Origin of the sequence: Gemmatimonas groenlandica, from assembly GCF_013004105.1 — a bacterium.
GTDB lineage: Bacteria > Gemmatimonadota > Gemmatimonadetes > Gemmatimonadales > Gemmatimonadaceae > Gemmatimonas > Gemmatimonas groenlandica.
On sequence record NZ_CP053085.1, the window covers coordinates 966741 to 991048 of the forward strand.

General features: G+C 66.2%; 17 protein-coding genes. 10 read left to right on the forward strand and 7 right to left on the reverse strand.

All coding sequences use genetic code 11. The features are described from left to right. Positions 1–105: 105 nt before the first annotated feature. The 7 genes from HKW67_RS03975 (at position 106) to HKW67_RS04005 (ending at position 10191) form a co-directional block, all read left to right on the forward strand. Positions 106–909 (forward strand): FHA domain-containing protein, encoded by an 804-nt coding sequence (locus tag HKW67_RS03975; protein WP_171224158.1) that lies wholly within the window; start codon positions 106–108, stop codon positions 907–909. Further along, positions 909–3560 carry an RCC1 domain-containing protein gene (locus HKW67_RS03980; protein WP_171224159.1) on the forward strand — a complete coding sequence of 884 codons (2652 nt, stop codon included), beginning with the start codon at positions 909–911 and terminating at the stop codon, positions 3558–3560. The genes HKW67_RS03975 and HKW67_RS03980 overlap by 1 nt, the downstream gene beginning before the upstream one ends. A gap of 47 nt (positions 3561–3607) precedes the next feature. Continuing rightward, on the forward strand, positions 3608–6814 hold the full coding sequence (locus tag HKW67_RS03985) for a beta strand repeat-containing protein (protein ID WP_171224160.1): 3207 nt from the start codon (positions 3608–3610) through the stop codon (positions 6812–6814). After that, a complete protein-coding gene (locus HKW67_RS03990; RefSeq protein WP_171224161.1) occupies positions 6811–7872 on the forward strand; it encodes a tetratricopeptide repeat protein in 1062 nt (353 codons plus the stop codon). The genes HKW67_RS03985 and HKW67_RS03990 overlap by 4 nt, the downstream gene beginning before the upstream one ends. A 418-nt stretch (positions 7873–8290) precedes the next feature. Then, positions 8291–8824 (forward strand): SH3 domain-containing protein, encoded by a 534-nt coding sequence (locus HKW67_RS03995; protein WP_171224162.1) that lies wholly within the window; start codon positions 8291–8293, stop codon positions 8822–8824. Then, entirely contained in the window at positions 8821–9252 is a 432-nt protein-coding gene (gspG, locus tag HKW67_RS04000) for a type II secretion system major pseudopilin GspG (RefSeq protein WP_171224163.1), read from the forward strand. Before HKW67_RS03995 ends, gspG begins: the two co-directional genes overlap by 4 nt. A 3-nt stretch (positions 9253–9255) precedes the next feature. Then, positions 9256–10191 carry a glutamate--tRNA ligase family protein gene (locus HKW67_RS04005; RefSeq protein WP_171224164.1) on the forward strand — a complete coding sequence of 312 codons (936 nt, stop codon included), beginning with the start codon at positions 9256–9258 and terminating at the stop codon, positions 10189–10191. Here HKW67_RS04005 and HKW67_RS04010 read toward each other — a convergent pair. Genes HKW67_RS04010 through HKW67_RS04030 form a run of 5 tightly spaced genes read right to left on the reverse strand, consistent with a single transcriptional unit; the run spans position 10178 to position 13690 of the window. Continuing rightward, positions 10178–11506, reverse strand: a complete 1329-nt coding sequence (locus HKW67_RS04010; RefSeq protein ID WP_171224165.1) for a M20/M25/M40 family metallo-hydrolase — start codon at positions 11504–11506, stop codon at positions 10178–10180. The genes HKW67_RS04005 and HKW67_RS04010 overlap by 14 nt on opposite strands. A gap of 4 nt (positions 11507–11510) precedes the next feature. Continuing rightward, entirely contained in the window at positions 11511–11957 is a 447-nt protein-coding gene (locus HKW67_RS04015; protein ID WP_171224166.1) for a Rieske (2Fe-2S) protein, read from the reverse strand. 38 nt (positions 11958–11995) lie between these two features. Then, positions 11996–12484, reverse strand: a complete 489-nt coding sequence (locus HKW67_RS04020; RefSeq protein ID WP_171224167.1) for a QcrA and Rieske domain-containing protein — start codon at positions 12482–12484, stop codon at positions 11996–11998. Positions 12485–12519: 35 nt separating this feature from the next. After that, positions 12520–13050, reverse strand: coding sequence for a hypothetical protein (locus tag HKW67_RS04025; protein WP_171224168.1), 531 nt, complete (start codon positions 13048–13050; stop codon positions 12520–12522). 25 nt (positions 13051–13075) lie between these two features. Next, complete coding sequence (locus HKW67_RS04030) at positions 13076–13690, reverse strand: hypothetical protein (protein WP_171224169.1); 615 nt, start codon at positions 13688–13690, stop codon at positions 13076–13078. A 294-nt stretch (positions 13691–13984) separates the two neighbouring features. Between HKW67_RS04030 and HKW67_RS04035 the strand changes: the two genes are divergently transcribed. The 3 genes from HKW67_RS04035 to HKW67_RS04045 all read left to right on the forward strand — a co-directional run bounded on the left by HKW67_RS04035 (position 13985) and on the right by HKW67_RS04045 (position 21738). Then, entirely contained in the window at positions 13985–16132 is a 2148-nt protein-coding gene (locus HKW67_RS04035; protein WP_171224170.1) for a BamA/OMP85 family outer membrane protein, read from the forward strand. After that, complete coding sequence (locus tag HKW67_RS04040) at positions 16132–20772, forward strand: translocation/assembly module TamB domain-containing protein (RefSeq protein ID WP_171224171.1); 4641 nt, start codon at positions 16132–16134, stop codon at positions 20770–20772. Before HKW67_RS04035 ends, HKW67_RS04040 begins: the two co-directional genes overlap by 1 nt. A 237-nt stretch (positions 20773–21009) precedes the next feature. Beyond that, the gene (locus HKW67_RS04045) at positions 21010–21738 is read left to right on the forward strand and encodes a PEP-CTERM sorting domain-containing protein (RefSeq protein ID WP_171224172.1); all 729 of its coding nucleotides are present in this window, start codon (positions 21010–21012) and stop codon (positions 21736–21738) included. A 76-nt stretch (positions 21739–21814) separates the two neighbouring features. Here HKW67_RS04045 and HKW67_RS04050 read toward each other — a convergent pair whose 3' ends face one another. Both HKW67_RS04050 and HKW67_RS04055 read right to left on the reverse strand, forming a co-directional pair. Continuing rightward, complete coding sequence (locus tag HKW67_RS04050; protein ID WP_171224173.1) at positions 21815–23245, reverse strand: ABC1 kinase family protein; 1431 nt, start codon at positions 23243–23245, stop codon at positions 21815–21817. After that, on the reverse strand, positions 23232–24251 hold the full coding sequence (locus HKW67_RS04055; protein ID WP_206044598.1) for an SDR family NAD(P)-dependent oxidoreductase: 1020 nt from the start codon (positions 24249–24251) through the stop codon (positions 23232–23234). Before HKW67_RS04055 ends, HKW67_RS04050 begins: the two co-directional genes overlap by 14 nt. Between the last annotated feature and the right edge of the window lie 57 nt (positions 24252–24308).

Below are 24308 nucleotides of genomic sequence, written 5' to 3' on the forward strand. Positions count from 1 at the left end.
ACGGGTCGGTAATACGGACGGGCTCGCTGAGTAGCGCCGCGCATTTCGTGCGGAATATCACGTCGACGCTCAGCTGAGGAATGGAAGTTGCGCTAACAGGAGGACATGTCCTATGGCCTCGTGTTCGGCGCGCTGCTCGCCGTGTTGTGCTTCATTGCATTCATCGGCGGACTCGTGTGGTGGGTCCGCCGACCGATCTCGGGCCGTCGGCACTCGAGTGGTGCACTGCCACTCTTTGGGCACGACCGCGCTGTGGTCTATGCACGGGCCGAAGACGACGACGATGAGGTCGAACGCGCGCAATTGATCATGGCGCGTGCCCCCCACTGGTCGGCGGCGACCAACGGTGCCGCTGCCACGGCGTCGTCGGCAGCTGGTAATGGTGTTGCTCATCACGCCGATCGGGTCCCGTCGCGCAGCGCGCGAACCGCGTCCCCGAACCGGTCAGCACCTGCCTCGCGCACCGAATACGCGCCGCTACCCGACGTGTCGATGCCCGACGTGTCGATGCCCGCTGCGACCGAGTTCGACGGCCGGTCCATCCGCTACAGCGTTCCAACCGATAGCACGCTCCAGTTTCTCCCCGGGCGCCTCGAGGTCATTAGTGGCCCCGATGTCGGGCGCGAGATCCGCTTCGTGCGCACTCCCGGTCGTGACGCCATCGAGGTGACATTCGGGCGGAACGAAGGGCCGCCGTATCGACACGTGCAACTGCACGATGCCACTGTGAGCCGGGCCCACGCTCGCATGCGCTACCGTGATGGACAGTGGTTGCTGTCCAATCTCTCCGCCACCAATCCCGTGCTGCGCAACGGTCTCGTACTCGACGGCGACGGCGACGTCGACCTTGCACTTGCCGAGGGCGACCGGATTGAGATGGGCGAGGTGGTCTTCCGGTTTCACGTCTGATGGTGGACGATCGCGGCGAAGCGGCGGTCGTCGCCGATCTCGATGAGGAGTACGAGATTCTCGCCGAGTTGGGACGCGGCGGTAGTGCGGTCGTGTATCGCGCCCGGGATCGCGCGCTCGGCCGCGATGTGGCCATCAAAGTGGTACGTGGGCGACCCGATGGACTCGACGCCGAGCTGATCGCGCGATTGGGCCGCGAGGCGCGAATGGTCGCACAGTTGCAGCATCCGCAGATCGTGTCGGTGCATGCGGTGAAGCGGCTGCCGGATGGACTCGCCTTGATCATGCAGTGGGTACCGGGGCGTACCCTCAAGCAGACGATTCTCGAGGAAGGGCCGCTTGCGCCCGCGCGTGCAGAAGCGTTGCTGCGCGACATTGCCTCGGCGCTCGCGTACGCGCACGCGCATGGCGTGATCCATCGCGATGTGAAGCCGGAGAATATCTTTCTCGATGCCGTGAGCGGGCGGGCGCTGCTGAGTGACTTCGGCATTGCGTTCTCGCGCGAGTTCGACTCACGACTCACGATGACGGGCACCGCGATCGGCACGCCAACGTACATGGCGCCCGAGCAAATCGATGGAGCGGCGGCCGACGCGCGCTCCGATGTGTACAGCCTCGGACTGGTCGCCTGGGAAATGCTGACCGGACATCGTCCGTGGGAAGGCGATTCGCTGTACAACGTCATGTATCGGCAGAAGAACGAAGCGTTGCGTCCGATCGATGACGTGCGCTCCGACGTGCCGGAGCGGCTGCAGTATCTCATCGAACGGGCCCTGCAGAAGCGTCCGGGAGCGCGCTGGGCGGGCGCGGATGGTCTGCTGGCCCAGCTCCAAGGGAGTGTGCTTCCCCCGGATTGGGTGCACTGGCGGGTCGCGCATCAGCGCCGACAGGAAGTGCGCGCCGCGGAACGCGAAGCGCGTCGACGTGCGCCGCACGATGGAGCCGCTGCCGCTCACGGCGCGGCGCCCGTTGGTCTCTTCGCCGCGGCGCTGCAGACGATCCGCTTTCGGCGACCGGAGTCGGGCGCGGAGCCTTTCACCCCGACATCCAACAGCGAGCGCTCCATCGCGCTGGTCGAGAGTTCCGCACTCGCGGCACCCGCTGTGATCAACACGGGCGCGGCCAACACCAACAGTGGCGCGAACGTCGCAAACGACGATCAGCCTACGTGGATGCAAGGCGGGAATGACGAGGTGGATATCGTGTCGCCGTCGCGCGGACGTCGTTGGGTGGCGCTCGGCGTTGCCGTGGTTGCGCTGCTGGCGTTGATCGGCGCGTGGCGCGTGCTCGGCACGCCCGCCGAGATCGGCCGGTCCGACAGCGCGTCCATCTCCACGCTCTCCGACGTTGCCGCTCGGGAGTTGCCAGTCGGACTGCCGATCGCACCACCCGTCGGCGACTCCTCCAGCGACTCCTCCAGCGACAGTCTTTCTGCCACGCTCGATGTCGCGCCGGATGATAGTGTGTCGAACGCTGTCGTGCCGCCGCCCGCGCCGACCAACGTGTTGCCACGCGCACGACCGATTGAGCCGACGCTTCCGGGGCCCGTGCTCGCCGGTGCCCCGCCGGTTGCTCCCGTGCCTGTTGAGCCTTCGCTGCGAGCGACGTCCGATCCCGGCATTGTCGCCGCCGGTGGCCGTCATTCATGCGTGGTGCACGACGCGCGACTCACCTGTTGGGGTGCGAATGACGATGGGCAGTTGGGCAGCGGCGGTTTCGACGACGCGTCGTTTCCCGGCTCGGTTCGTGGCGAGTTCCAGTTTACACAAGTCTCTTCCGGTCTCTCGCATACCTGCGCGTTGGCGCGTGAAGGTGACGTGTATTGTTGGGGCAGTGATGCCTTTGGACAGTTGGGAGATGCCACGCGCACCTCGCGCAGTGCACCCGTTCGCGTTGCGTCGAATCTGCTGTTCATGGCGATTCGTGCAGGTCGTGATCACAGCTGTGCGCTGACCACTGACGGCGTCGTGGTCTGCTGGGGCAGCAATGCGCGTGGACAGCTCGGCGACGGCACCACGATCGCGCGCGCCACGCCGACGGCGGCCGCCACGTCGTTGCGATTCATCGCGGCGACGGCAGGATGGCAACACAGTTGTGGTCTCACGCGCGATGGCGCTGCGATCTGCTGGGGCGACAACGCGAGCGGGCAGTTGGGTGACGGCACCGTTGTGTCCCGGGCAACACCCTTGCCGGTAACGAGCGCCATGCGATTCACCAGCATCGCCGCCGGCAGCAATCAAACGTGCGCGATCTCCACCCTAGGCTCGCTCTGGTGTTGGGGACGCGACGGCGCGGGCAGCTCGCCTGGAACGCCACGCACGGAGCCAACCCGCGTCGCGTCAGCGGCCGCCTTCACATCAGTGGTCGCCGGTACGGTGCATGTCTGCGCGCGATCGACGTCGGGAGAGGCCTGGTGCATGGGCCGCAATGGATACGGACAACTCGGCGATGGCACAACCGTCGATCGAAACGTCCCCGTCAAAGTGCTCGCACCGTTGCCGTTCACGTCGCTCAGCGCCAACGGGGCGCATACCTGCGGCGTGCTCACGAGCGGTGAAACGATGTGCTGGGGATACAACATCGACGGACAACTCGGCGATGGCACCCGAAACAATCAGCCGCGGCCGGTCCGCGTAGGAACTCCGCGATGATCGTGCAACACTGCAATACTGCTCGTCCACACTCGATGCGACGACACATGCCGCGTGCCCTACACGACGTGCATCACTTGCTTCGTGCGCTGCTGGTCACAGCCATGTGCGTGACCGTGGTGGCCTGCGGCGGCGAATCGTCCACGAAACCGGCCTCGGGGTCGATCAGTTCGATCACGCTCTCGCCACAAACCCTTACGCTTGGTGTGGGCAGCAGTGTCGCGCTCGATGTCGCGTTGTTGGACGCCGAGGGTCAGCCCACGAGCCCGCGCACCATCTTTTGGTCCAGCAGCGATGTGACGATCGCGCGGGTGTCGGCCTCGGGATTGGTCACGGCGCTGGCGCCGGGTGCAGCGCAGATATCTGCGACCGCAGAGGGGAAGAGCGCGGTGGCGAATGTCGCGGTCGCTCCCACCGCGGTGACCAGTGTTCAGCTCTCAAGCGTTGAGCTACGGCTCACCACCGGCCAGCGCGTGCAGCTTTCCGCCAGCGCCCGCGACGCGTCGGGCGCGGCCTTGAGTGGACGCGTGGTCACCTGGACCGTTGGTGACGCCAGCATCGCGGTGGTGGATAGCACCGGCGCCGTCACGGCGCTCGCGCCCGGAGGCACGACCGTGACGGCCACCAGCGAAGGGCGGACAGCCACCGCGGCGGTCTTCGTGACGTCGGTACCGGTCGCCACCGTTGCGCTCACGCCATCCAGTACCTCGATCGTGGAAGGGCAAACCACGCAGTTGCGCGCGGAAACGCGCTCTTCGTCCGGCGCTGTGCTGTCTGGACGCACGATTACGTGGGCGTCGTCGAACGCGTCGGTCGCCAGTGTGTCGTCGTCCGGCCTGGTGACGGGCGTCTCCACGGGGACGACCATCATCACCGCCTCGAGTGAGGGCCGTTCAGGCAGCGCGTCGGTCACGATCACCGCGCGCCCAGTAAATGCGATTGTCGTGTCGCCGTCGCAGCTGTCGCTGATTGCCGGCCAGATGGTAGCGCTGACGGTGCAGGTCACCGACGCACAGGGCAACCTGTTGAGCGGACGACCAGTGACTTATCGCTCCGAGAGCGTCGGGGTTGCGTCGGTGTCGACGGGTGGTACCGTGACCGCCGTCGCACCAGGCACCACGTCGATTACTGTGACGAGCGAGGGGCGCAGTGCGAGCGTGAGCGTCGTGGTCTCGGCGGTTCCTATCGCCAGCATTCGCGTGTCGCCCAGTCTGGCGACGCTGACGGTCGGCGAAGACACCGCGCTGATCGCCACGCCACTGGACGCGTCGGGCGCTGCACTCGCGGGTCGCGCCATCGCGTGGAGTAGCGGATCACCGAGCGTGGCAACGGTCTCGACGACGGGTGTCGTCACCGCCGTCGGCGTCGGCAGCGTGATCATTCTCGCCCAAGCGGAGGGCCGAACCGGCTCGGCAACCATCACCGTAAACGCACCGCCCATTGCTTCGGTCACGGTTGCTCCGTCGACGGTTTCCGTTGATGTGGGAGGCACCGTCGATCTCGCCGCCACGGTACGAGACGCGACGGGAGCCACCGTATTTGGTCGCGCTGTGCTCTGGAGTTCGAGCGCGCCGTCGGTGGCGACGGTGTCGAGCACGGGAAGGGTGACCGCCGTGTCGGCTGGCGTAAGCACCATCACGGGCACGGTCGACGGCAAGTCGGGCACGGCACAGATCACGGTATCGCCCACGCCGATCGGCACGGTGACGGTCGCGCCCACCAGTAGTACGTTGGCGATTGGCGGCACTGTGGATTTCGTCGCGACCGTACGCGATGTGAATGGCGTGGTGGTCACGGGGCGGACGATTACGTGGACGTCGAGCGCGACAGCCGTGGCGACGGTGTCGAGCACGGGACGCGTGACCGCGGCGTCGGCCGGCACGAGCACCATCACCGCGACGGTCGACGGCAAGTCGGGCACGGCACAGATCACGGTGACGCCGACGCCGGTCGGCACAGTGACCGTCGCACCGACCAGCAGCTCACTGGCGATTGGCGGCACCGTCGATCTCGTCGCCACGGTTCGCGATGTGAACGGCGCCGTCGTGGCCGGGCGGAGCATTACGTGGACGTCGAGCGCGACAGCCGTGGCGACGGTGTCGAGCACGGGACGTGTGACCGCCGCGTCGGCCGGCACGAGCACCATCACCGCGACGGTCGACGGCAAGTCGGGCACGGCACAGATCACGGTGACGCCGACGCCGGTCGGCACAGTGACCGTCGCACCGACCAGCAGCTCACTGGCGATTGGCGGCACCGTCGATCTCGTCGCCACGGTTCGCGATGTGAACGGCGCTGTCGTGGCCGGGCGGAGCATTACGTGGACGTCGAGCGCGACAACCGTGGCGACGGTGTCGAGCACGGGACGTGTGACCGCCGCGTCGGCCGGCACGAGCACCATCACCGCGACGGTCGACGGCAGGTCGGGCACGGCACAGATCACGGTGACGCCGACGCCGGTCGGCACAGTGACCGTCGCAGCGACCAGTAGTACGTTGGCGATTGGCGGCACCGCGGATCTCGTCGCGACCGTACGCGATGTGAATGGCGTGGTGGTCACGGGGCGGACGATTACGTGGACGTCGAGCGCGACAGCCGTGGCGACGGTGTCGAGCACGGGACGTGTGACCGCCGCGTCGGCCGGCACGAGCACCATCACCGCGACGGTCGACGGCAGGTCGGGCACGGCACAGATCACGGTGACGCCTACGCCGATCGGCACGGTGACCGTGGCACCCGCCAGCAGCACGCTCGATGTCGGTGGCACCGTCGATCTCGTCGCCACGGTTCGTGATGTGAATGGCGCGGTGGTCACGGGACGTACTATCACCTGGAGTTCGAGTGCCGTCGCGGTCGCCGCGGTATCGAGCGCCGGACGTGTCACTGCGCTCCTGCCGGGGACGGCTACCGTCACCGCCTCGGTGGATGGCAAGTCGGGAACGGCCCAAGTCGTCGTCTCCACTCCGGTTGTGCAAACGGTTGGGCGAGTGACGGTGAGTCCGTCGTCGGCGACGATCAAATCGACGGGGCCGTCGAATCGTACGGTGCAACTCGATGCGGTCGTCTACGCCGATAGCGCGAGTGGAGGCAGCGTCCTGACGAATGCGCTCGTCGTCTGGAGCAGCAGCGCGCCCCTGATTGCCTCGGTGAGTCCCACGGGGGTGGTCACCGCGCTTTCCGAGGGCACGGCAACCATCACTGCCACCAGTGGCCCCAAGGGCGGTACCTCCGCGATCACGGTGGTGAGGCGATGAGCGCGCCACACGTGCGACCGTTGCTGACCCTGATACTGATCGCTGGGTGCATCGCACAGCCGGTTCGTGCTCAGCCGATTACCCTCTCGCTCAAACGCACGTTCGCCGCAAACGAGGTTGCAGGGTGCCAACCGACGGTGAGTGCGATCGGCGCGTTGCCACGCGACGCGGCGGAAGCGCGACGCGTGTTCGCGTCGGGACAGGAGCTGGCGTTGCAGGGCGATCCGAAAGGGGCCGGGGTCGCCTTCGCGCGTGCGTCCGCGCTCGATCCCACCGACGATCGCATCGCGTACGCCTTTGCGCGCGCGCTGGAGGAAGCCAACGACAGCACGTCGGCGCTGCGTGAGTATTGTCGGGCCCTTCGCCTCTCGCCCGCCGGCCGTGACGCGGCCGACGTTCGCGCCCGCGTCGCGAAACTGACGCCGCGTGCATCGGCCGATGCACTCTTCCGCGCGCGTGAGCGCTTCGGGATGGGCGTGGTAGCCTTCGATGCGCGTCGCAACGAGGAGGCTCGCCGCGCGTTCGACGACGCCGCCCGTGCCATTCCTACGGAGGCCGACGCTCTATTCAATCGCTCGATCGCCGAGCTTCAACTCGGTGACCGGTCGGCCGCGCGTCGTGATTTGACCGCATATCTCGCGCGCCGTCCCGATGCCATGGATCGGGCCTTGGTACAACGGTCCATCGACGCACTCGGCCGACCGCAGCATTCTGCCGGTGCTGCCTTCACCAGCGGGCTCATTCCAGGAATGGGACAGTTCTACACACGCCGTCCGGCGCAGGGCCTCGCGGTGCTCGCGCTGGTGGGCGGGGCCGCCTACGCTTCATTGCACACGGCCAACCGCAACGTGACGGTGCCGTATGTCGATCCCAACGGCGTACCTGCGCCCTACATCACGCTCGTGAAGGAGCGCCCGTACCGGACGGCGGCGCTGGCGACCGCGGCAGGGATCACGCTCGCTGCTGCCCTCGAAGCCGCCTGGTTTGCCAAGCGCGGGCCCGCGCAGTTCATCATCGCCCCAGGCGGCAAAGGAGCCGGTCTCGCGGTTCGATTCTAAGGCGCCCGAAAGGTCTAGCAAGCATCCACTTGCACCGTGCATCAGCCCGTTCGCGAAGGCTGACCACGGCCGGTGAACGCTGAGTCTGAAGATTCCCGCTCCGCTTGCTCGCCGTCACGTAGCGCGGATGGGTTTGGTCTCCAATCCTTGTGCGACGGTTACGGACACGACTCCCAACCGTCACTAGGATGGCCGCGCATCGCTCGTTGCGAAATCCCGGTGACGCACGGCATCGCGTTCTTCACAGTAGGGTTTGCTTCTTCGGCCGCTCGATCCCATGGCCTATCTTCGCTGCACCGCATGTGGTTCTAAAGCGTTGGTCGCTGCCTCGCAGTGTCCGCGCTGTGCTCACCCGTTCAACCTGCTGAGTTCACGCGGTGACCGGGTGAAGCTGTCGCGTTGTCGTGGCTGTGGGATCATGCATCGCTTCGACGCCACCTGCCACTGGTGCGGCGTGCTCCCCAAGGCGTCGTGGCAGTCACCCGCGGTATGGCGATCGGCTGCAGCCGTACTCCTCTCGGTCACGGTGGCCGGCGCCGCGTGGCGCTATGGATCACCGTTGCGAGCCGACCTCCTGCAGCGGCTGAACGCCGAATCGGTGGCGGTGAATCAAGTGGCGACCAGCGCGCGCGCGTCGGGCGCGCCGACCGCTGTGGCCGACGTCGCGAGCGCGGCAACCGTCGCGACGATGGCGCTGCCGGACAGCCTGGCGCTGGCGACGCCGAGTACGATCGACAGCATCACGTGGACGCCGGCCGTGGCACGCACTTGGGTGAACGTCCGAAACGACGCGAGCCGTGGCGGCGAAGTGGTGGGTGTCATCAAACCTGCATCCCGCGCCATGCTCGGCACCGATCGCGCCGGCTGGCGTCAGGTGCGTTCCCCCGACGTGAACGGCTGGGTCGATCCGCGTCTCTTCGCGCCGGATTCACTGCGCAGTCGCGGAGAATGACCGCGATCTCCTCCCGGCGCGCCTTTACGCTGATCGAAGTGCTGGTGGTGATCGTCGTGATCGCCGTACTCGCCACCTTCGTGGCCCCAAGTCTCTTCCGCAATGTGAACGACGCCCGTGTGGCGACGGCCAAGGCGCAGATTGAGAGCTTCGGCACCGCGCTCGACGCCTATCGTCTCGACAACGGCCGTTATCCGACCACCACGCAGGGGCTCGCGGCGTTGTGGCAGAAGCCGGTCATTGATCCGCCGAGTGGATGGACCGAACCGTATCTGCGGAAGCCCGTCCCTGACGATCCGTGGGGGCGTCCGTACCTGTACGTGGCGCCCGGTAAAGTGAATCCCGGCAGCTACGACCTGCTGACGTACGGCGCCGACGGTCAGCCGGGCGGTGAAGGCGACAAGGCCGACGTGACCAGCTGGAAGTAGCTGGTGGCCTGGCGCACACGCTTCGCGCCGGCACCGACCGGGTACCTGCATCTCGGGCATGTCGTCAACGCGCTCCACGTGTGGGGCCTGGCGCGCGCCTTCGGTGGCGAGGTGCTGCTGCGCATCGAAGATCACGATCGCACACGCTGCCGTGACGAATACGAAGACGCGCTGCTCGATGATCTCGACTGGCTCGGCTTCGCCCCTGACATCGGCAGCACCGACAGCTTTCGCGCGGCCCGGCACGATCGCGCGCACGCGCCGCGTCATACCCAGCGTCAGTCGGATAATGACGCACGCTATGCGGCAGCGCTGGCCGCACTCACCGCGTGCGGACTCACCTATACATGTACGTGCACGAGACGCGACATCGCGCGTCATGCGCCGCGGGCGCCGGGCGAAGAGCCGCGCTATCCAGGCACGTGCCGTGACGCGCATCATGCCGACTCGGAATCGCTGGCGAGACGGGCACGTATGGCCGACGGCGATGTGCCGTTCGACGATGGGCGTCTTGGCCCGGTGCAGCAGTCGCCGGCGGCGCAGTGCGGCGACGTGCTCGTGCGTGATCGGCACGGCCAGTGGACCTATCAGTTCGCGGTGGTCGTCGACGACATGGCGCACGATATCGATGTCGTGATTCGCGGCGAAGATCTGCTCGCCAGCACGGGCCGGCAGCTGCGTCTCGCGGCGATGCTCGAACGCCAGCGGCCCCTGTCGTGGTGGCACCATCCGCTGCTCGTGCATCCCGACGGCAGTAAGCTCAGCAAGGCGAATCACGACACGTCGATTCGTGAGCGCCGCGCCGCCGGCGCACACGCGGCGGGACTGCTTGGAGAGGCGGCGTTCCTCTCGGGATTGTTGCCGGCAGCACGTGATCTCTCGATCGACGAACTGCCGGCGTTGTTTCAATCGGGTGTGAACGCGTTCAGCGTGTCGTGAGCAGGCCGATCACGACCAGCAGAATCCACTGCGGTCCCTTGTAGCCATCGGCGCGGTCGTCGTACGACTCGTCGAGCGAGTGCGCGCCGCGTCCCACGCCACCGCCATCGAGCGTCACGGCAGCGACACCCTTGGAAATCGGGATGTTCGCGTCGGTGCTCGAGATCGTGAGCGGCGCATACACGTTCATCGTGCGTGCCGCCGCCAGTGACGTGCGGACGATGAACGTGCTGTCCGCCGTCGTGCCCGCGGGACGAAGGCCGGTCGTGTCGATCACCAGCGACAGCGGTACCGTCGACTTCGGCCAGCGTGCCTTTTCTTCGGCCAGCGCCTGACGCAACGCGACCTGCAATCGAGCGTCGATGTCGGCCAACGCCGCCGCCGATTCACTGCGCAGGTCGATGTCCATCACGCCGTCGGCAGAAATGGAATTCACCGACGTGCCGCCGGACACGAGACCGACGTTGAACGTGACCTTCGGGTTCGTCGACGCCTCGAGCTCGGCGATTTTTGCGATGGCGCGCCCCATGGCATGAATGGGATTGGGCATGCCGAACGCGCCGTAGCTGTGCCCGCCCGGGCCCTTATACGTCACGCGATAGCGATTGCTGCCCACGGCACCGTTCGTGATGCCGAATCCGGTGCCGTCGATCGAGATGAACATGTCGATCGAATCCTTGAGCGGACCGCTGAAGAGCGCGCGCACGCCGCGAAGATTGCCCGGACCCTCTTCACCCATCGTGCCGACGATCAGCAGTCGGCCGTTGAACGGGATCTTGTTCGCGATGATCTGTCGTGTCGTGGCCAGCACGGCAGCCAGGCCGCGGCAGTCGTCGCCGATGCCGGGCGCGGTGAGCTTCGTGCCTTCGCGCTTCACCTTCACGTTCGTGCCTTCGGGAAACACCGTATCCAGGTGACCGCTCAACACCAGCGTCGGTCCCGGGCCCGTGCCCTTGATCTCGCCGATCACATTGCCTTCACGGTCGATGCGAAGCTTCTGCACGCCGAGCGCCGCGAGCTTGTCCTTGAACGCCGCCGCGCGCGCGGCCTCTTTGAATGGCGGCGCCGGAATCTCGCAAAGCGCGGCCTGCTCGGTCAGCGTCCACTCGTTCTCGCTTTGCAGCGCGGCCATAGCCTTGGCGACCGCGGGCTGTTTGGCGAGGCGATCAAGCGCGGCCTCGGTGGGTGTGGCCTTGGCGGCGACCTTGGGCTGCTGCGCGTGGCCAATGGCCGGCGACGTCAGCGAGAGTGTGAAAAACGACAACAGCGCCGGGATCATGGTGCCGGCGCTGCGAGGCGAAACAAGAGGGGACATGACGTCAGGAGCTAATCGTGATCGTACCGGCGGTGGCGTTCGAAGCGACGGTGAATTCGAACAGACCGTTGGTTCGCTGGCCACCGGTCCACGCGCCGCTCGCATTGAACGTGGCGCCATGGTTCGGGCAGCGGAAGCCCGTCCCACTGATCGCCACGGTGGTGCCCTGATGAGGGCAAATCAATGAAAACGCGCGGTACTGCGTCGTGGAGGCGCGAACCACGGCGATCGGGGTTCCGGCTCCGCTGATCACCGCGATCCCGCCCACGGTGCCAAGGGTCGCGTAGTTGGCCAGGGTAACCGTGGCGTTCACGTTGGACGGCCCGGTGGCACTTCCGCCAATGCCGTCGCCGCAGGCGGCCAGCACGGCGGTGATGGCCAGCGCGGAACTCGTGGCCAGAAACTCCCGCCGATTCACGCCGGCGCCTGGGCAATTCGTACAGTCGGACATGACGACTCCGTGTAGAGTAGAGATCTGGCCGCAGTGGCTCAGACTTTCACCAAGGCTGCTGCCCACTTCGCGGGGTCGACGTCGCTTTCGAACGCGACATCGGGATCCACGATGATCTGCGCGCTCTCACGCGAGATCTGCAGGCGGTCCATGTTCCGCGTCGCGCGGCCACTGACAAACGTCCCGTTGGGCAGGTACTTCGACTTGTGGCGCGGGCACTGAAAGCCCGCGTTCTTCGGCATCGTTTTGAGGGCCGTATTCTGGTGCGGGCACGAGAGCGCGAAGGCAAACACCTCGCCGTTGGTGCGGCAGAGGATCACTTCGTTCGCGCTGTCGATCGACACGCCGTCGGCGGCCGGCAGCGCGTAGCGCACACTGCCGCCGGGTGCGCGCGGGGCAAGTGCCGCGATGGCGTTCACCGGCCCCAGCGCCGAGAGGGCCGCGATCGAGGCCGCGCCCGTGAGCGCGGTGCGCAGGAACTCGCGGCGCCCCGAACACCCGGAGCAGGACGAGTCGAAATCAGTCATACGAAAATGATCCGTGGCAAAATGGACAGGAGATCTCAGATATCGGAGAGCACGACGCCAAGGAGGACGACGCAGAACCACGAGACGAGACTGATCGTGGCCGATCGTTTGAGCACGGCCCACGGAAGGTGCGGGCTCGGCCACTGCGTGGTCTTGTCGATCACGACGCCCGCATCGGTCGCCGCGGTGAGCACGCGCGATTCCGTACGTCGCATGTAGGCCCCGTTCGCGATCAACACGGTGAACGCAGCCATCTTAGCCCAGAACACCTTCGAGACCGCGAAGGTCCCGATGTCGGAGGCCGCCAGCGCGATGCCGCTCAGCACCATCATCGCGATCGAACCGATCACGATGGCATGGGTGGTACGCAGATCCTCGGCCGCCGCCTGATATGCCTCACGCGTGCCCGGAGTCGCCAGCAGCACGCGACGATCCGCCGCGATCGCAATGCCGCCGCCGGCAAACAGCGCCAGCACGTGCACCGCAAGAATCGTGGTGGGAATCCACGCGCTGTCGGCATAGAGCTCCGACCAGGGGAGGAGCAGGGTGGTCAGCGTCTCGAGCATCAGGATAACGTGGGCAGAGGGTGGGTCAGTTGCCGATCAGCATGATGAGCCAACTCACGGTCGAGACACCCATCGAGCCGAGCGCCACGTTCCGGTGCTTGCGGCGTGCGTCCAAGTCTTGTTCGGCGTCGTCGGCGAGCTTCGTCCCGGCATAGGCAAATCCGCCGCTGGCGGCGGTGAAGAGCACGCTATGGATAATGCGACGGGTGCGGCCGTTGGGATCCTTTCTGCCTTCCCAGAGGTTCCATCCTCCGGTGACCGTATTGGCGCCGAACAGGATAGCGCTTCCCGTGGCGGCTGGCGCGTGCATGTTGCGCGCCCACGACGGGGCGTCCGTACCTTTCTCCAGCAGCTGGTCGCCGGAAAAGTACGACGCCGCAAACAACGGAATCATTCCCCAACTCAGAATTTTGTGGATCCGCAGTCGCGTCGCGTAGCCATCGCTGTACGCGACCGCCTTCCGGCGCACGCGTGGCACGGTATCCGCAGAAGCCATGGTCAGGCCGACCGGCTGCATCACGACGGCCGCACGTGGCTGGTGCAGGGAATCCGACGGAAGCGGTAGAGCAAGCGGTCCTGGCGTCACGGCGGTCTGCCATGCCATGAGAAAGCCAACCGCGACGTCGGTGATCGGGATCATGCAGGCGCTCCAATGGATGACGGGATACCCTCGTGCTTCGAATCTATCCCGGCGTGATGAACGGTTGATGAACTGTGAACACCCGGGATAGCACGTTCCCCATTTCCTTCACGCCGTTTGGTGCGACATCACACCAGACGATCCGCGGGGATGAGCCGCGAGGCAGGGAGAAGGCCTCGGATTACATTCTGTAGACGCATGCGCCGCCCTAAAGTATTCCCGACCTCCTCGCTTTCCTTCGTAATTCTCGCTCTCGCCGCGGCCGTCTGGCCGCTGCGGGCGAGCGCGCAGCGCATGACCCGATGTGACGCCACGCAGCGCGTACGCTCCGTGAAGTTTGCGGGCAGCCCGCGCTTCGACGCGATCACGCTCGCAGCCAGCATCGTCACACACGAGCCAGGGCTCAAGACACGCTGGTTCCGGATCGGTGATGCGCCGTGCCTCGACTCGCTCGAGCTCCGTCGCGACGCGCTGCGGCTGGCGGTCATGCACCGTCAGGTTGGCTGGTTTCAGGCGTCGGTCATCCCCACGATCGATCGTCGCCCCGATGGCGTGCGACTGCTGTTCGCGATCAACCCGGGGCCTGAAGCCGTTCTCGACACCGTGCTGATCCAGGGACTGCCGGAGCCAGACGCCGGGAGGCGCGGCTTCGACACCCCATTGCGTGCGCTGGAGAACAAGCGTTTCGACCGCACTCGCGTCGACACCACCATCGATCGTGTGCTCGCGCGGCTTCAAGACGCGGGCTACGCGCGCGCCGCACGCCCCCAGAGCAGCGTCTCAATCGATTCTGCCGCCGCACTCGCGACGCTCACGCTGGTCTTTTCCCCGGGGCGCGTCGTGTCGATCGGTCGGGTACAGATCGACGTACAGCCGCTGCGCGACGGCAGCCCGCGCATCGATTCGGCCGATGTCGCACGACTGGTGTCGATTCGTTCGGGCGATCGCTATCGGGCCAGCGCCATCCTCGACGCGCAGCGCGATCTCTATCGCTCGGAGGCGTTCCGACTGGTCCTGATCGATACGCTCACTCCGCTCGCCGCCGGCCGTGATAGCGTACTCGATCTGCGCGTCGCCGTGGCCGAGGCCAGGACCCGCGCCGCCCGCGTCGGACTCGGTTGGGCCACGCAGGACTGCATCCGTATGCAAGGACGCATCACCGATCGCGGCTTCCTCGGCGTCGGTCGACGGGTGGAACTCTCCGCGCGCGCCTCCAAGATCGGTGTGGGGGCGCCGGCGGATTTCGCGCCGGCACTCTGTTCCGGCGCGTTGCGCATCGATCCGTTCAGTGAGAAGCTGAACTACTACGTCGGCTCCACGCTGTCGAACACGCGCCTCTTCGGCTGGCCCGTCCAGCCCCTGCTCACCGTGTACAGTGAGCGGCGCGGTGAGCCGTTCGCGTATCTGCGTGAAACGAGCGTCGGTGCGCTGGTCGAACTCTCGCGTCAGTTCACCACGCGCACGGCCGGCACCGCCGGCTTTCAGTACGAGAACGGCAAGACGATCACCGACCCCGCCGTCTCCTGCGCGCGCTTCGGACAGTGCCGCCCGGAAGATTTTGCGCTGTCGCTCTTCGGGCGCAGCGTGGGGATCGTCAGCACGAGCGCCTCACACGATCGGACCAACGACCCGGTCAATCCCTCGCGCGGTTGGCGCGTGCGCGGCGATGTACGCGCTGGTCAAACCTACTCGCAACTCGTCAAAGCGCTCACCTTCTATCGCGGCACGGGTGAAGCCTCCACGTACTTCCGCTTCGCCGGCGGCGTGATCGGGACGCGGATCCAGATGTCGCGCGCCTTCGCGCCTGGCGCCGAGTTGGTCGATGGGTCACCGCTCATCCCGCAGCAGGAGCGCATCTTCGCGGGCGGACAGAATTCGGTGCGCGGCTACCAGCAGAATCTGCTCGGTCCACTGGTGTACGTGGTCTCGGGAGCGAACGTGATCGACACCGTGGGCGCGAATGGCGAGCGGGTGGTCGTCGTGAAAGACGGCGCCCGCTATGATCGCGCCGTGCCCCGCGGCGGTACGGCGATGGTCGTCGCCAATCTCGAGTGGCGTCGCGGCTTCCGCTTCATTGCCGAACAGCTGCAGTTCGCGGCCTTCGTCGATGCCGGCAATGTCTGGGAGACGCAGTCCGAGGGTTTCCGGTGGGGCAACCTGCGCGCCACGCCCGGTCTCGGTCTTCGCATCGTGACGCCGCTGGGCCCCTTCCGCGTAGACGTCGGCTATCAGCCGTACGAGCCACGCGCGGGGCGCGCGTTGTTCTTCACGTCGGGCGATAACAAGGGAACGACGGGCGAGATCCTCTGTGCGAGCCCGCGTGATATCAGCGATTCCCGCGCGATTGACATTTTCGACTGTCCGAGTACGTATCGTCCGCCCACTGGCCGCGGCGTGCTGTCGCGCCTGACGTTCCACTTCGGCCTCGGACAGGCGTTCTGATGGCGGCGTCTGACTTCAACGACGCGACCGAGAAGGCGCCGTCCATGTCGTCGCGCCAGCGGCGCTTCTGGTGGGCGGCCGGCATGCTGCTCGGCACGATCGGCGGATTGGGGATCACCTACTTCGTCGCGGTGAATACCGAAAGCGGCCGTCGGTGGCTGCTCAGCACGATGATCTCGAGCGTCAATGGACTGTTCGGCGGACGCGGAACGCTGCGCGTGGGCATCCTGCGATCGATCAGCCCCACGCATATCGTCGCCGACAACGTGTCTCTGGTCGATACCGCCGGTGTGCCCGTGGTAACCGCGCAGCATCTGGAAGGCACGATCGCGGTCACCGACCTGCTCGACAAGGCGATTCACATTCAGAGCTTGGCAGTGCGCGGCCTCCGTCTCGATCTCAAGCGCGACGAGAAGGGGCCGTGGAATATTGCGTACATCATTTCGGGTGACACCGTCAAGAAGACGCCGCGCGCCACCCCCGGCTTCGGCGACGACATCCGCGTGGACTCCTTGATCGTCGATGGCGGGCGCATCGCCACGATTTCACCGTGGGCACCGCATCCGGTCTTCACGGGCGCGGCGCGCGACAGCGTCATCGCCGTCAAAGACAGCCTGCACGATATCGTGCGCACGGCCAAGGGGACGTACTTCGAGCGTCGGCTCGTGGTGCTCGAACGGGTGCGCGCGCGCGATGCGATCATCGTCGATGTGGAGAAGCGACCAGCGTCGATGCGGATCGATACCCTGAGCGGCGTCATTTCCGATCCACCGATTCGCATCGCGCAGGCCGCCGGCGGCATTCGCTGGACCGGCGATTCACTGCAGCTCAACTTGGGCGATGTGCGATTGCCGGCATCGACCGGCAGCGCCATCGGTACCATCGATTGGCATAATCCGGGTCCGCTTCGCTACGACGTGGTCATCAAGACCACGGCAGCTCTCACGGACCTCCAGTGGATCTGGGACGTGCTGCCCTCGGACGGACGGGGATCGGCGACGGTGCGCATGCGCACGCTGCCGAATCCCGACGATGTGGAGTTCGCGTTATCCGCGCTGGATGTGAAGAGTGGCATGTCGCGTATCACCGGCGGCATCGACATCGTGCTGAAGCCGGCGCAAATGCTGCTGCAGCGGGTTGACCTCGCCTTCGTGCCGTTGCAGAGCGATCTGCTGCGTCGCATCAGCTACGAGGCACTGCCACCGGAGATTCGCGGCACGTTCACGGGTAAGCTCGTGGCACGCGATGGCGGGCCGCTCACGGCCTTCAAGATGGATCTGCTGGACGCGCGATTCGCCGACGCGCTCGTGCCGGGCGGTGCCGTCTCCAGCGCGATCGTCCGCGGCACGGTGGCGATCGGGGAACGTCCACGCGCATGGGGAATGACGCTCGATGAGGCGCGGGTGGATTTGCGGTCGATTCGTGCACTGTCGCCGGCGCTCATTCCTGAGATGCCCGCCATCGATGGTGTGCTCACTGCGCGTGGGGTGATTCGCTCGGCCGACCTCGACGCGGTCGATCTCACCAACGTCGGACTTACGTGGACCGACGCGGTGGGGAACGTCTCGACCCTGCGTGGTGATCTTCGTGCGCGATACGGCGGCGCCAATGCGAAGGCGCCATTGGTGAATGCCGCACTGCAGCTCGATCCGCTCTCGATGCGTGCGCTGGCGCGCATCGACACGACGCTGCCCCTTCGCGGCGCGATCTCCGGGCGGGTCACGCTCGACGGCCGCACCGATGCGATGCGCTGGACGGCGGCACTTCGCGCGTCCGACGGCACCGGAGCGGTGGCCGCCAACGGCACGAATGCGGACGGGAGCGCGGTGAGCATGCAAGGCACGGCCGCGCTCACACCCTCCACCTGGGAGCTCACTGCCAACGGTGCGCTCAATCAATTCGATCTGCGCGCCTGGATGGGCCGTGCTGCCGTGCCTTCCACCGCGATCGACGGTACGGTCGCCCTGTCGGCTCGAGGACCGCGCACGGCGGGTGGTGCGCCCGCCACCGACAGCCTGAGTCTCTCACGGATCTCGGGCAGTGTGGTGGCCGACTGGAGGCAGACCGCGGCCGATGATCGCCCCGCGTTCGATCTGCTCGGCAGCGTATCGCTCGGGGCCGAGCGTCTGATGGTCGATTCTGCCACGGCCCATATCGGTGGCGTCACGTTCGACGCGCGCGGCGCCTTGGCGCGCGATTCGATGCAGGCGGATACGCTCACGCTGTCGGCGCGCGCCGACTCGTTGGGCGCCGTGCGCGCGCAGCTGGGTCGGCTCGCCGCCATGATGCAGTCCGTCGATAGCAGCACCGCCACGTCGCTGCGCAAACTCGCCGCCGATACGCTCGAAGGTGACCTCTCCCTCTCCGGTTACCTCTTCGGCAGCTTGACGGATGCCGGCGCCACCGCTGCGATCGGCGCGCGCGCCATGCAGGTCGGCGCGATCCGCGTCGGACGTGTCTTCGGTTCTGCCAAAGCCGATCACGTATTCACACGGCCCGCGTTCGAAGGCGCCGCCACCGCGGACGATATCGACGGTCTCGGCGCCATTCGTTTGCAGACCGTCGGATTTCGCGTCGCACAGGCGAACGCGGACAGCGGCCTGCTGGTCCTCGATGTCAGCTCGCAGACCGAGGCGCATCTACTGGCGCGCGGGGTGTACACGCGATCGCCGTCGCAATTCGCCGTCGCCCTCGATTCGCTCCGTCTGTCGTATGCTGATGTCGTGTGGCGCAGCGCGAAGCCGATTACGCTCCAGCAGGACTCGTCCGGTTTTCGCCTCTTCCCGCTCGAGCTACGCTCGAACTCGACCGGCGTGCTCACCGCTGCCGCGGATGTGCCGAAGAATAGCAACATCTCCGGCTCGGTCCGACTCGAGCAGTTCCCGGTTGGTGAGATTGCCGCGCTTCTCGCGGGCACGCCTACGTTCGCGGGGACACTGAGCGGAACGGCGGAGCTCTCCGGTACGCGTCCACTGCCGCTGCTGTCGTGGACCCTGCGCGGCGACTCGCTCGGGATCCAGGGTTTCCGCCTCCCCTCGATCAATTCCACCGGTCGCTACGCCGACCGCTCGCTCCTGGCCTCCGCCGTCCTCGCCGATTCGCTCGGCGGAGCATTGCGCGCCGAAGCTCGGGTGCCCATCGATCTCGCCATCGCCTCGGTCGAGAAACGCCTGCTGTCGGATCAAGTCGATGCCAAGATCACGGCGGACTCGTTGCGCTTGGATGGACTCCCGCTCACGGTCGACGGCGTGCAACGGCTGCGCGGGAGGGTGACAGGGCAGCTCGCACTGAGCGGCAACATGGATCGCCCGGTGGCGCGCGGCGTCATGACGGCTGATGGCGTCGGCGCGTTCTTTCGCGATCTCAATATCGAGCCCGCCGACGGACGTATCGTGCTGCGTGCGGCCGAAGACTCGCTGATTCTCGAGACGCTGCGTATCCGGAGCGGCGGCACGCTCGACACCATTGGCGCGTCCGGCACACTGCGTTTTCGTGCTGGCGAACCGTCCACCGTGGCGCTGAAAGTGTCGGCCAACAACGTCATCCTCTCGCGGCAACGCGATGGTACCGACCTCGATGTCAGTGGCAACCTGACGCTGGTCGGACCGCTCAAGCGTCCGACACTCAGCGGCGCGATCTTCGTACCGCGCGCCAACCTCGTGTTCGATCCGCTCGGCGCCCGAAACGCGCTCGATCTTTCCTCCGAAGCCGCGCGCGAGTTGCTCGGCGCGGAAGAAGTGCCCGTTGCAGAAACGGCTGCGCAGTCGCTGGCCGCCCTTGGAACCTTCCTGAACGTCGAGAACGCTCGCGTCGACCTTGGTAACGAGGTCTGGGTGCAAACGCCGGAGTCTCGCGTGAAGGTCTCCGGCGGTCTCTCGATCGCCATGAGCGGCGATCGACTCGCGCTCGAAGGCGAGCTGAATGCGAACCGTGGGCAGTACCGACTCGATCTCGGCGTGGTGAGTCGCAGTTTCACGGTGGATTCGGGGCGCGTCCGCTTTTTCGGCAGCAGCGCCATCGCACCGACGCTCGACATCAGCGCGACGAACACGGTGCGCGTCTCTGGTGGCAGTGCGATCCCCGTACGCGTCCACATTGGCGGAACCTACGACGTACCGGTGCTCACGCTCTCGAGCTCCGACCCGCTGTACGCCAGCGCGCCGGAATCGGAGATTATCTCGCTCTTGATCTTCGGCGCGCCGACCTTTGCGCTCGACGGCGCCGGCCAGAGCACGGTGCGGGCCGTCACCGGCGTTCTCTTGCCCTCGGTCGGCGGCGTGGTTGAAGGCGCGCTGCAGAAATTCTTCCCCGGCCTCAACACGATTCAGGTGGGCACCGCGGGCGGTCAGTCGCAGCAGGACCTTTCCGCTTTGTCGCTGATCGACAATCTCAGCATCAGCGCCGGTAAACAGATCGGTGAGCGCACCTTTCTGCGTGCGAACACGGGGGTCTGCCGTGGCGGTGCCGCGTCCACGCGCTCCTCGCTCTGGATCGGGCTCTCCGCTGAGTACCGCATCACGCGCAACCTCTCCGGTCAGGTCGGTATGGATCCCGGTTCCGCACCGTGCACGCAGCTCGGCACGAACGGCTTCCCACGGCTGCAGTTCGGTTTCGACCTGTTCCGCGAGTGGATCTTCTAGTCTCTCGCGTTTTACGGGAGAGTTTGCATTGTGGGGCAGCGGTCTGGCGACGGCGCGACGCCGCGTCATCGGCGTGCGTCGTCGGATTGCTTGCACTAGTTGTGTAATCTATTGCGGTATAGCGACTTGCAATGGATCGGCTCGCCTTGGGTTTGTTGTGATATGGGACACGAATCTGGCATCATGATTGCCTGTTCATGACGACGTCCAGCTTCACGTCCTCTTTCGCAAGGCCCAATGACTATCCGACGTCGTACCGCTCCGCTGCTGGTCTCATTCCTGTTTGCTGCTTCCTTGGCTGTGCCGGCATCGCTCGTCGCACAGGCTCCCGTCCTCGGTACCGTTGATTTCAATGGAGACCTGTCGAGCAACGGCACCGTCGGCGGCTACGCCGTGTCGCCGTACCAGGGCACGCTCACGGGATTCAATGCGCAATTCGGCGTGGGCGGGGTGACGCCGCTCGACAACGCCATCATCTGGTGCGTCGACTTCCGAAATTGGGCCAACTCGAGTGCCGACAGCTACTTCTCGACGGCCTTCACGAGCAACAGCGGCGGCATTATCGGGAACGGTGATTTCTCGAAGACGCGTCGCAACAGCCAGGCCGATTACATGAAGGCCGCCTGGCTGATCGAGCAGTACGACGCCACCGCGGCAATCTCCGGTGCGGGTCTGTTCAACGCCGAAAACATTCAGGGCACGATCTGGAACATGTTCGGCGGCACGTTCGACGGCAGCGGTGATTTCTATACGCTCACGCTGCCGACCACCATGACGCTGACGCGAAACTGGTTCGTGCTCTCCGACGACAACGTGAACGGCGAAGCGTCGAGCCAGGAATACCTCACGTACACGACGGCGTCGCCGTCCACCACCTCCGTGGTCCCGGAGCCGTCGACGTATGCGCTCATGGGGGCCGGCTTGCTGGCTTTGGGTGTCGTCGCGCGCCGTCGCAAGCGCAGCTGAGTCGAAGCACCGCAACGGTTGCGATAGTCGTCGGACGACGCCACGTAGCAACGGACATAGCGCATCTCCCGTCGGGTTATCGAACCGACGGGGGATTGTCGCGTTGAAGACGGCGCCAGGCGCGTCCTATAACGGCAGAGGCACCGCCGGCCAGGGCGCCGAGCGTCGCGGCGATGGTGATGATCGGCTCGCGTGTCCCGTTGTCGCCGAGGAGTACCGCCAACAATTCGCGACGGAGCTTCAGCACCACGGGTGACGCGACTTTGATGCTGTTGAAGTTGCGATCGTATCGCGACCCCACGCCCTCGATCAGCGCTGCCGTTCGCGCGAAGTACACCAACTCGCCGGGCAGCACGATCGGCCAGTTGAACAGCTCGCGCATGACGCGGTCGGCGATGGCGCGGGCGCGATCTTCCATCGCGCCGTCCTGATAGGCGATATCGAGGAGTACCCGAACCAATTCGCGCATCGTTTCGCGCTCGGTGCCCGGCGCGACCATCCCGAGGGCGAAGAAGCCATCCGTGGTGGCGTCGGGATCGCGGCGAATGGCTGCGATGATCGTGTCGAAGAGCGCCTTGCGCACCGGCACGCCCACGTCGATCACCATGCCGAAATCGAGCAGCACGATGCGTCCCTGCGCGTCGACCAACAGGTTACCGGGATGTGGATCGGCGTGAAACACGCCGTCGCGCAGCATCATCCGCGCATAGCTCTCGATCAGCGTCTCTACGAGGGCGGTGGGTGACACCAGCCCTCGCGCGATCTGCGCATCCAGCGCATCGATGCGCGTGCCCTCCATGAACTCGAGCACGAGCACGTCGCGTCGAGTGAGCGCTGTTTCCACCCGCGGAATACGCAGGCGAGGCTCATCCGAAAAGCGCTCGCGCATGCGCATGCACTGCATCGCTTCGCGTTCGAAGTCCATCTCCTCGCGTACGTGCAGATCGAACTCGTCGAGCACCACGCGAAAGCCGAGCACATGGTGGTGTGGAAAGCGCGCATAGACGGCGTTCACGATCGCCCGCGCCAAGCGGACGTCGCGCACGACGACCGCTTCCACGTTGGGGCGGAGCACCTTCACCACGACATCGCGCCCCTGATAGCGCGCGCGGTGCACCTGTCCCAGCGAACCGGCCGCTAGCGGCTCCGGGTCGAGATGGTCGACGATGCGGTCGGGATCGGCCTGCCACGCGTGCTGCAGCGCCGCACGGATCTGCGTCCACGGTACCGGCGGTACGCGATCGGTCAATGTGCCGAGGGCGGCGAGATACGGCTCCGGCACGAGGTCGGCTCGAGTCGCAAAAATCTGCGCGAGTTTGACGAACGCCGGACCGAGCACTGCAATCTCGTGCACCATACGGCGGGCGCGGCGTTCGTGGAACGCCGGCGTGCGAGCCACGGGTCCTCCCCAACGAACCCAGCGGCGACGGTCGCGAAAAAACGACACGACGAGCGGCACCAATCGCCAGAGAATGACGACCAGCCGCGGCAGGTCACGCCACGGCATGCGCCATCGTGTTACGGATGATCTGGTCGGCATCGAGCCCGGTCAGGCGCGACGTCGTCGTCCAGAGCTGCTCGGCGCGGGCGTCGTCGCGCGCGGTGCGAGAGGGACTCACACGGCGTCGCTTCACCCAATAGTCGCCCGACCCCTCAAGTGCCTCCGGCGCCGAGGAAAGCCACACCAGCGTGTCGGCCCCCTGAGACGGCGTGACTGATACCACGTCCATGACACGGCGGAGTAGGCGCCCCATCCGCCCGTTGTTTGTGGCAAACCGGGTGCTGACGACGCCGGGATGCAGCGCGTGCGTCACGACGCGTGAGGGATCGCAACGCCGTGCAAGCGCGCGTGTGAACCAGATGTTGTAGAGCTTTGAATTGGCATACTGCTTCCATCCGCCGAAGCGGCGCTCCAACTGCAGATCGTCGAGCGACGGATTCGCGTTCTCGTGCGCTCGACTGGACACGCTCAAGACGCGCGCTGGCGCGCCGGGTCGCGACGCCGCCACCAAGGGCGCCAGGAGCCTCAGCGTCAGGGTGAAGTAGCTCAGGTGGTTCAGCGCAAAGGTTCGCTCGAAGCCGTCGGGTGTCACCTCCCGATCCAGAAACATGGCGCCGGCATTGTTGGCCAGGACGTCAATGCGGGGCAAGCGGGCCAGCAAACGGTCGGCCACGTCGTGGACCGCCTCCTGACGCGACAGGTCGGCGATTTCCCAGGTGATCGCTCGCTGGTCACCGGCAGTGCCGGACACCGCGCCAACCTCGCTCATGATCGAACGCGCCGCGGCTGCCGTTTTTGCCTCGTTGCGCCCGATCATCACCACCGATGCGCCGGCGGCCACATACGCGCGCACGGCCGCTTTGCCGATGCCATCGCTGGCGCCGGTCACGACGACGGTCTTGCCCGCGAATTCGCTCGGACTCGATAGGTTCGGCATGGGTTCGTTGAGGGTAATGCTGCGCGCCGGCAGGTCGTACCCCGTCAACGACGCAAGAACGTCGTCGGTTCGCACGAATTGGCGAATCGACGACGCGAGACCCTGCGAGAACCCATCAACTGGACGATCAGC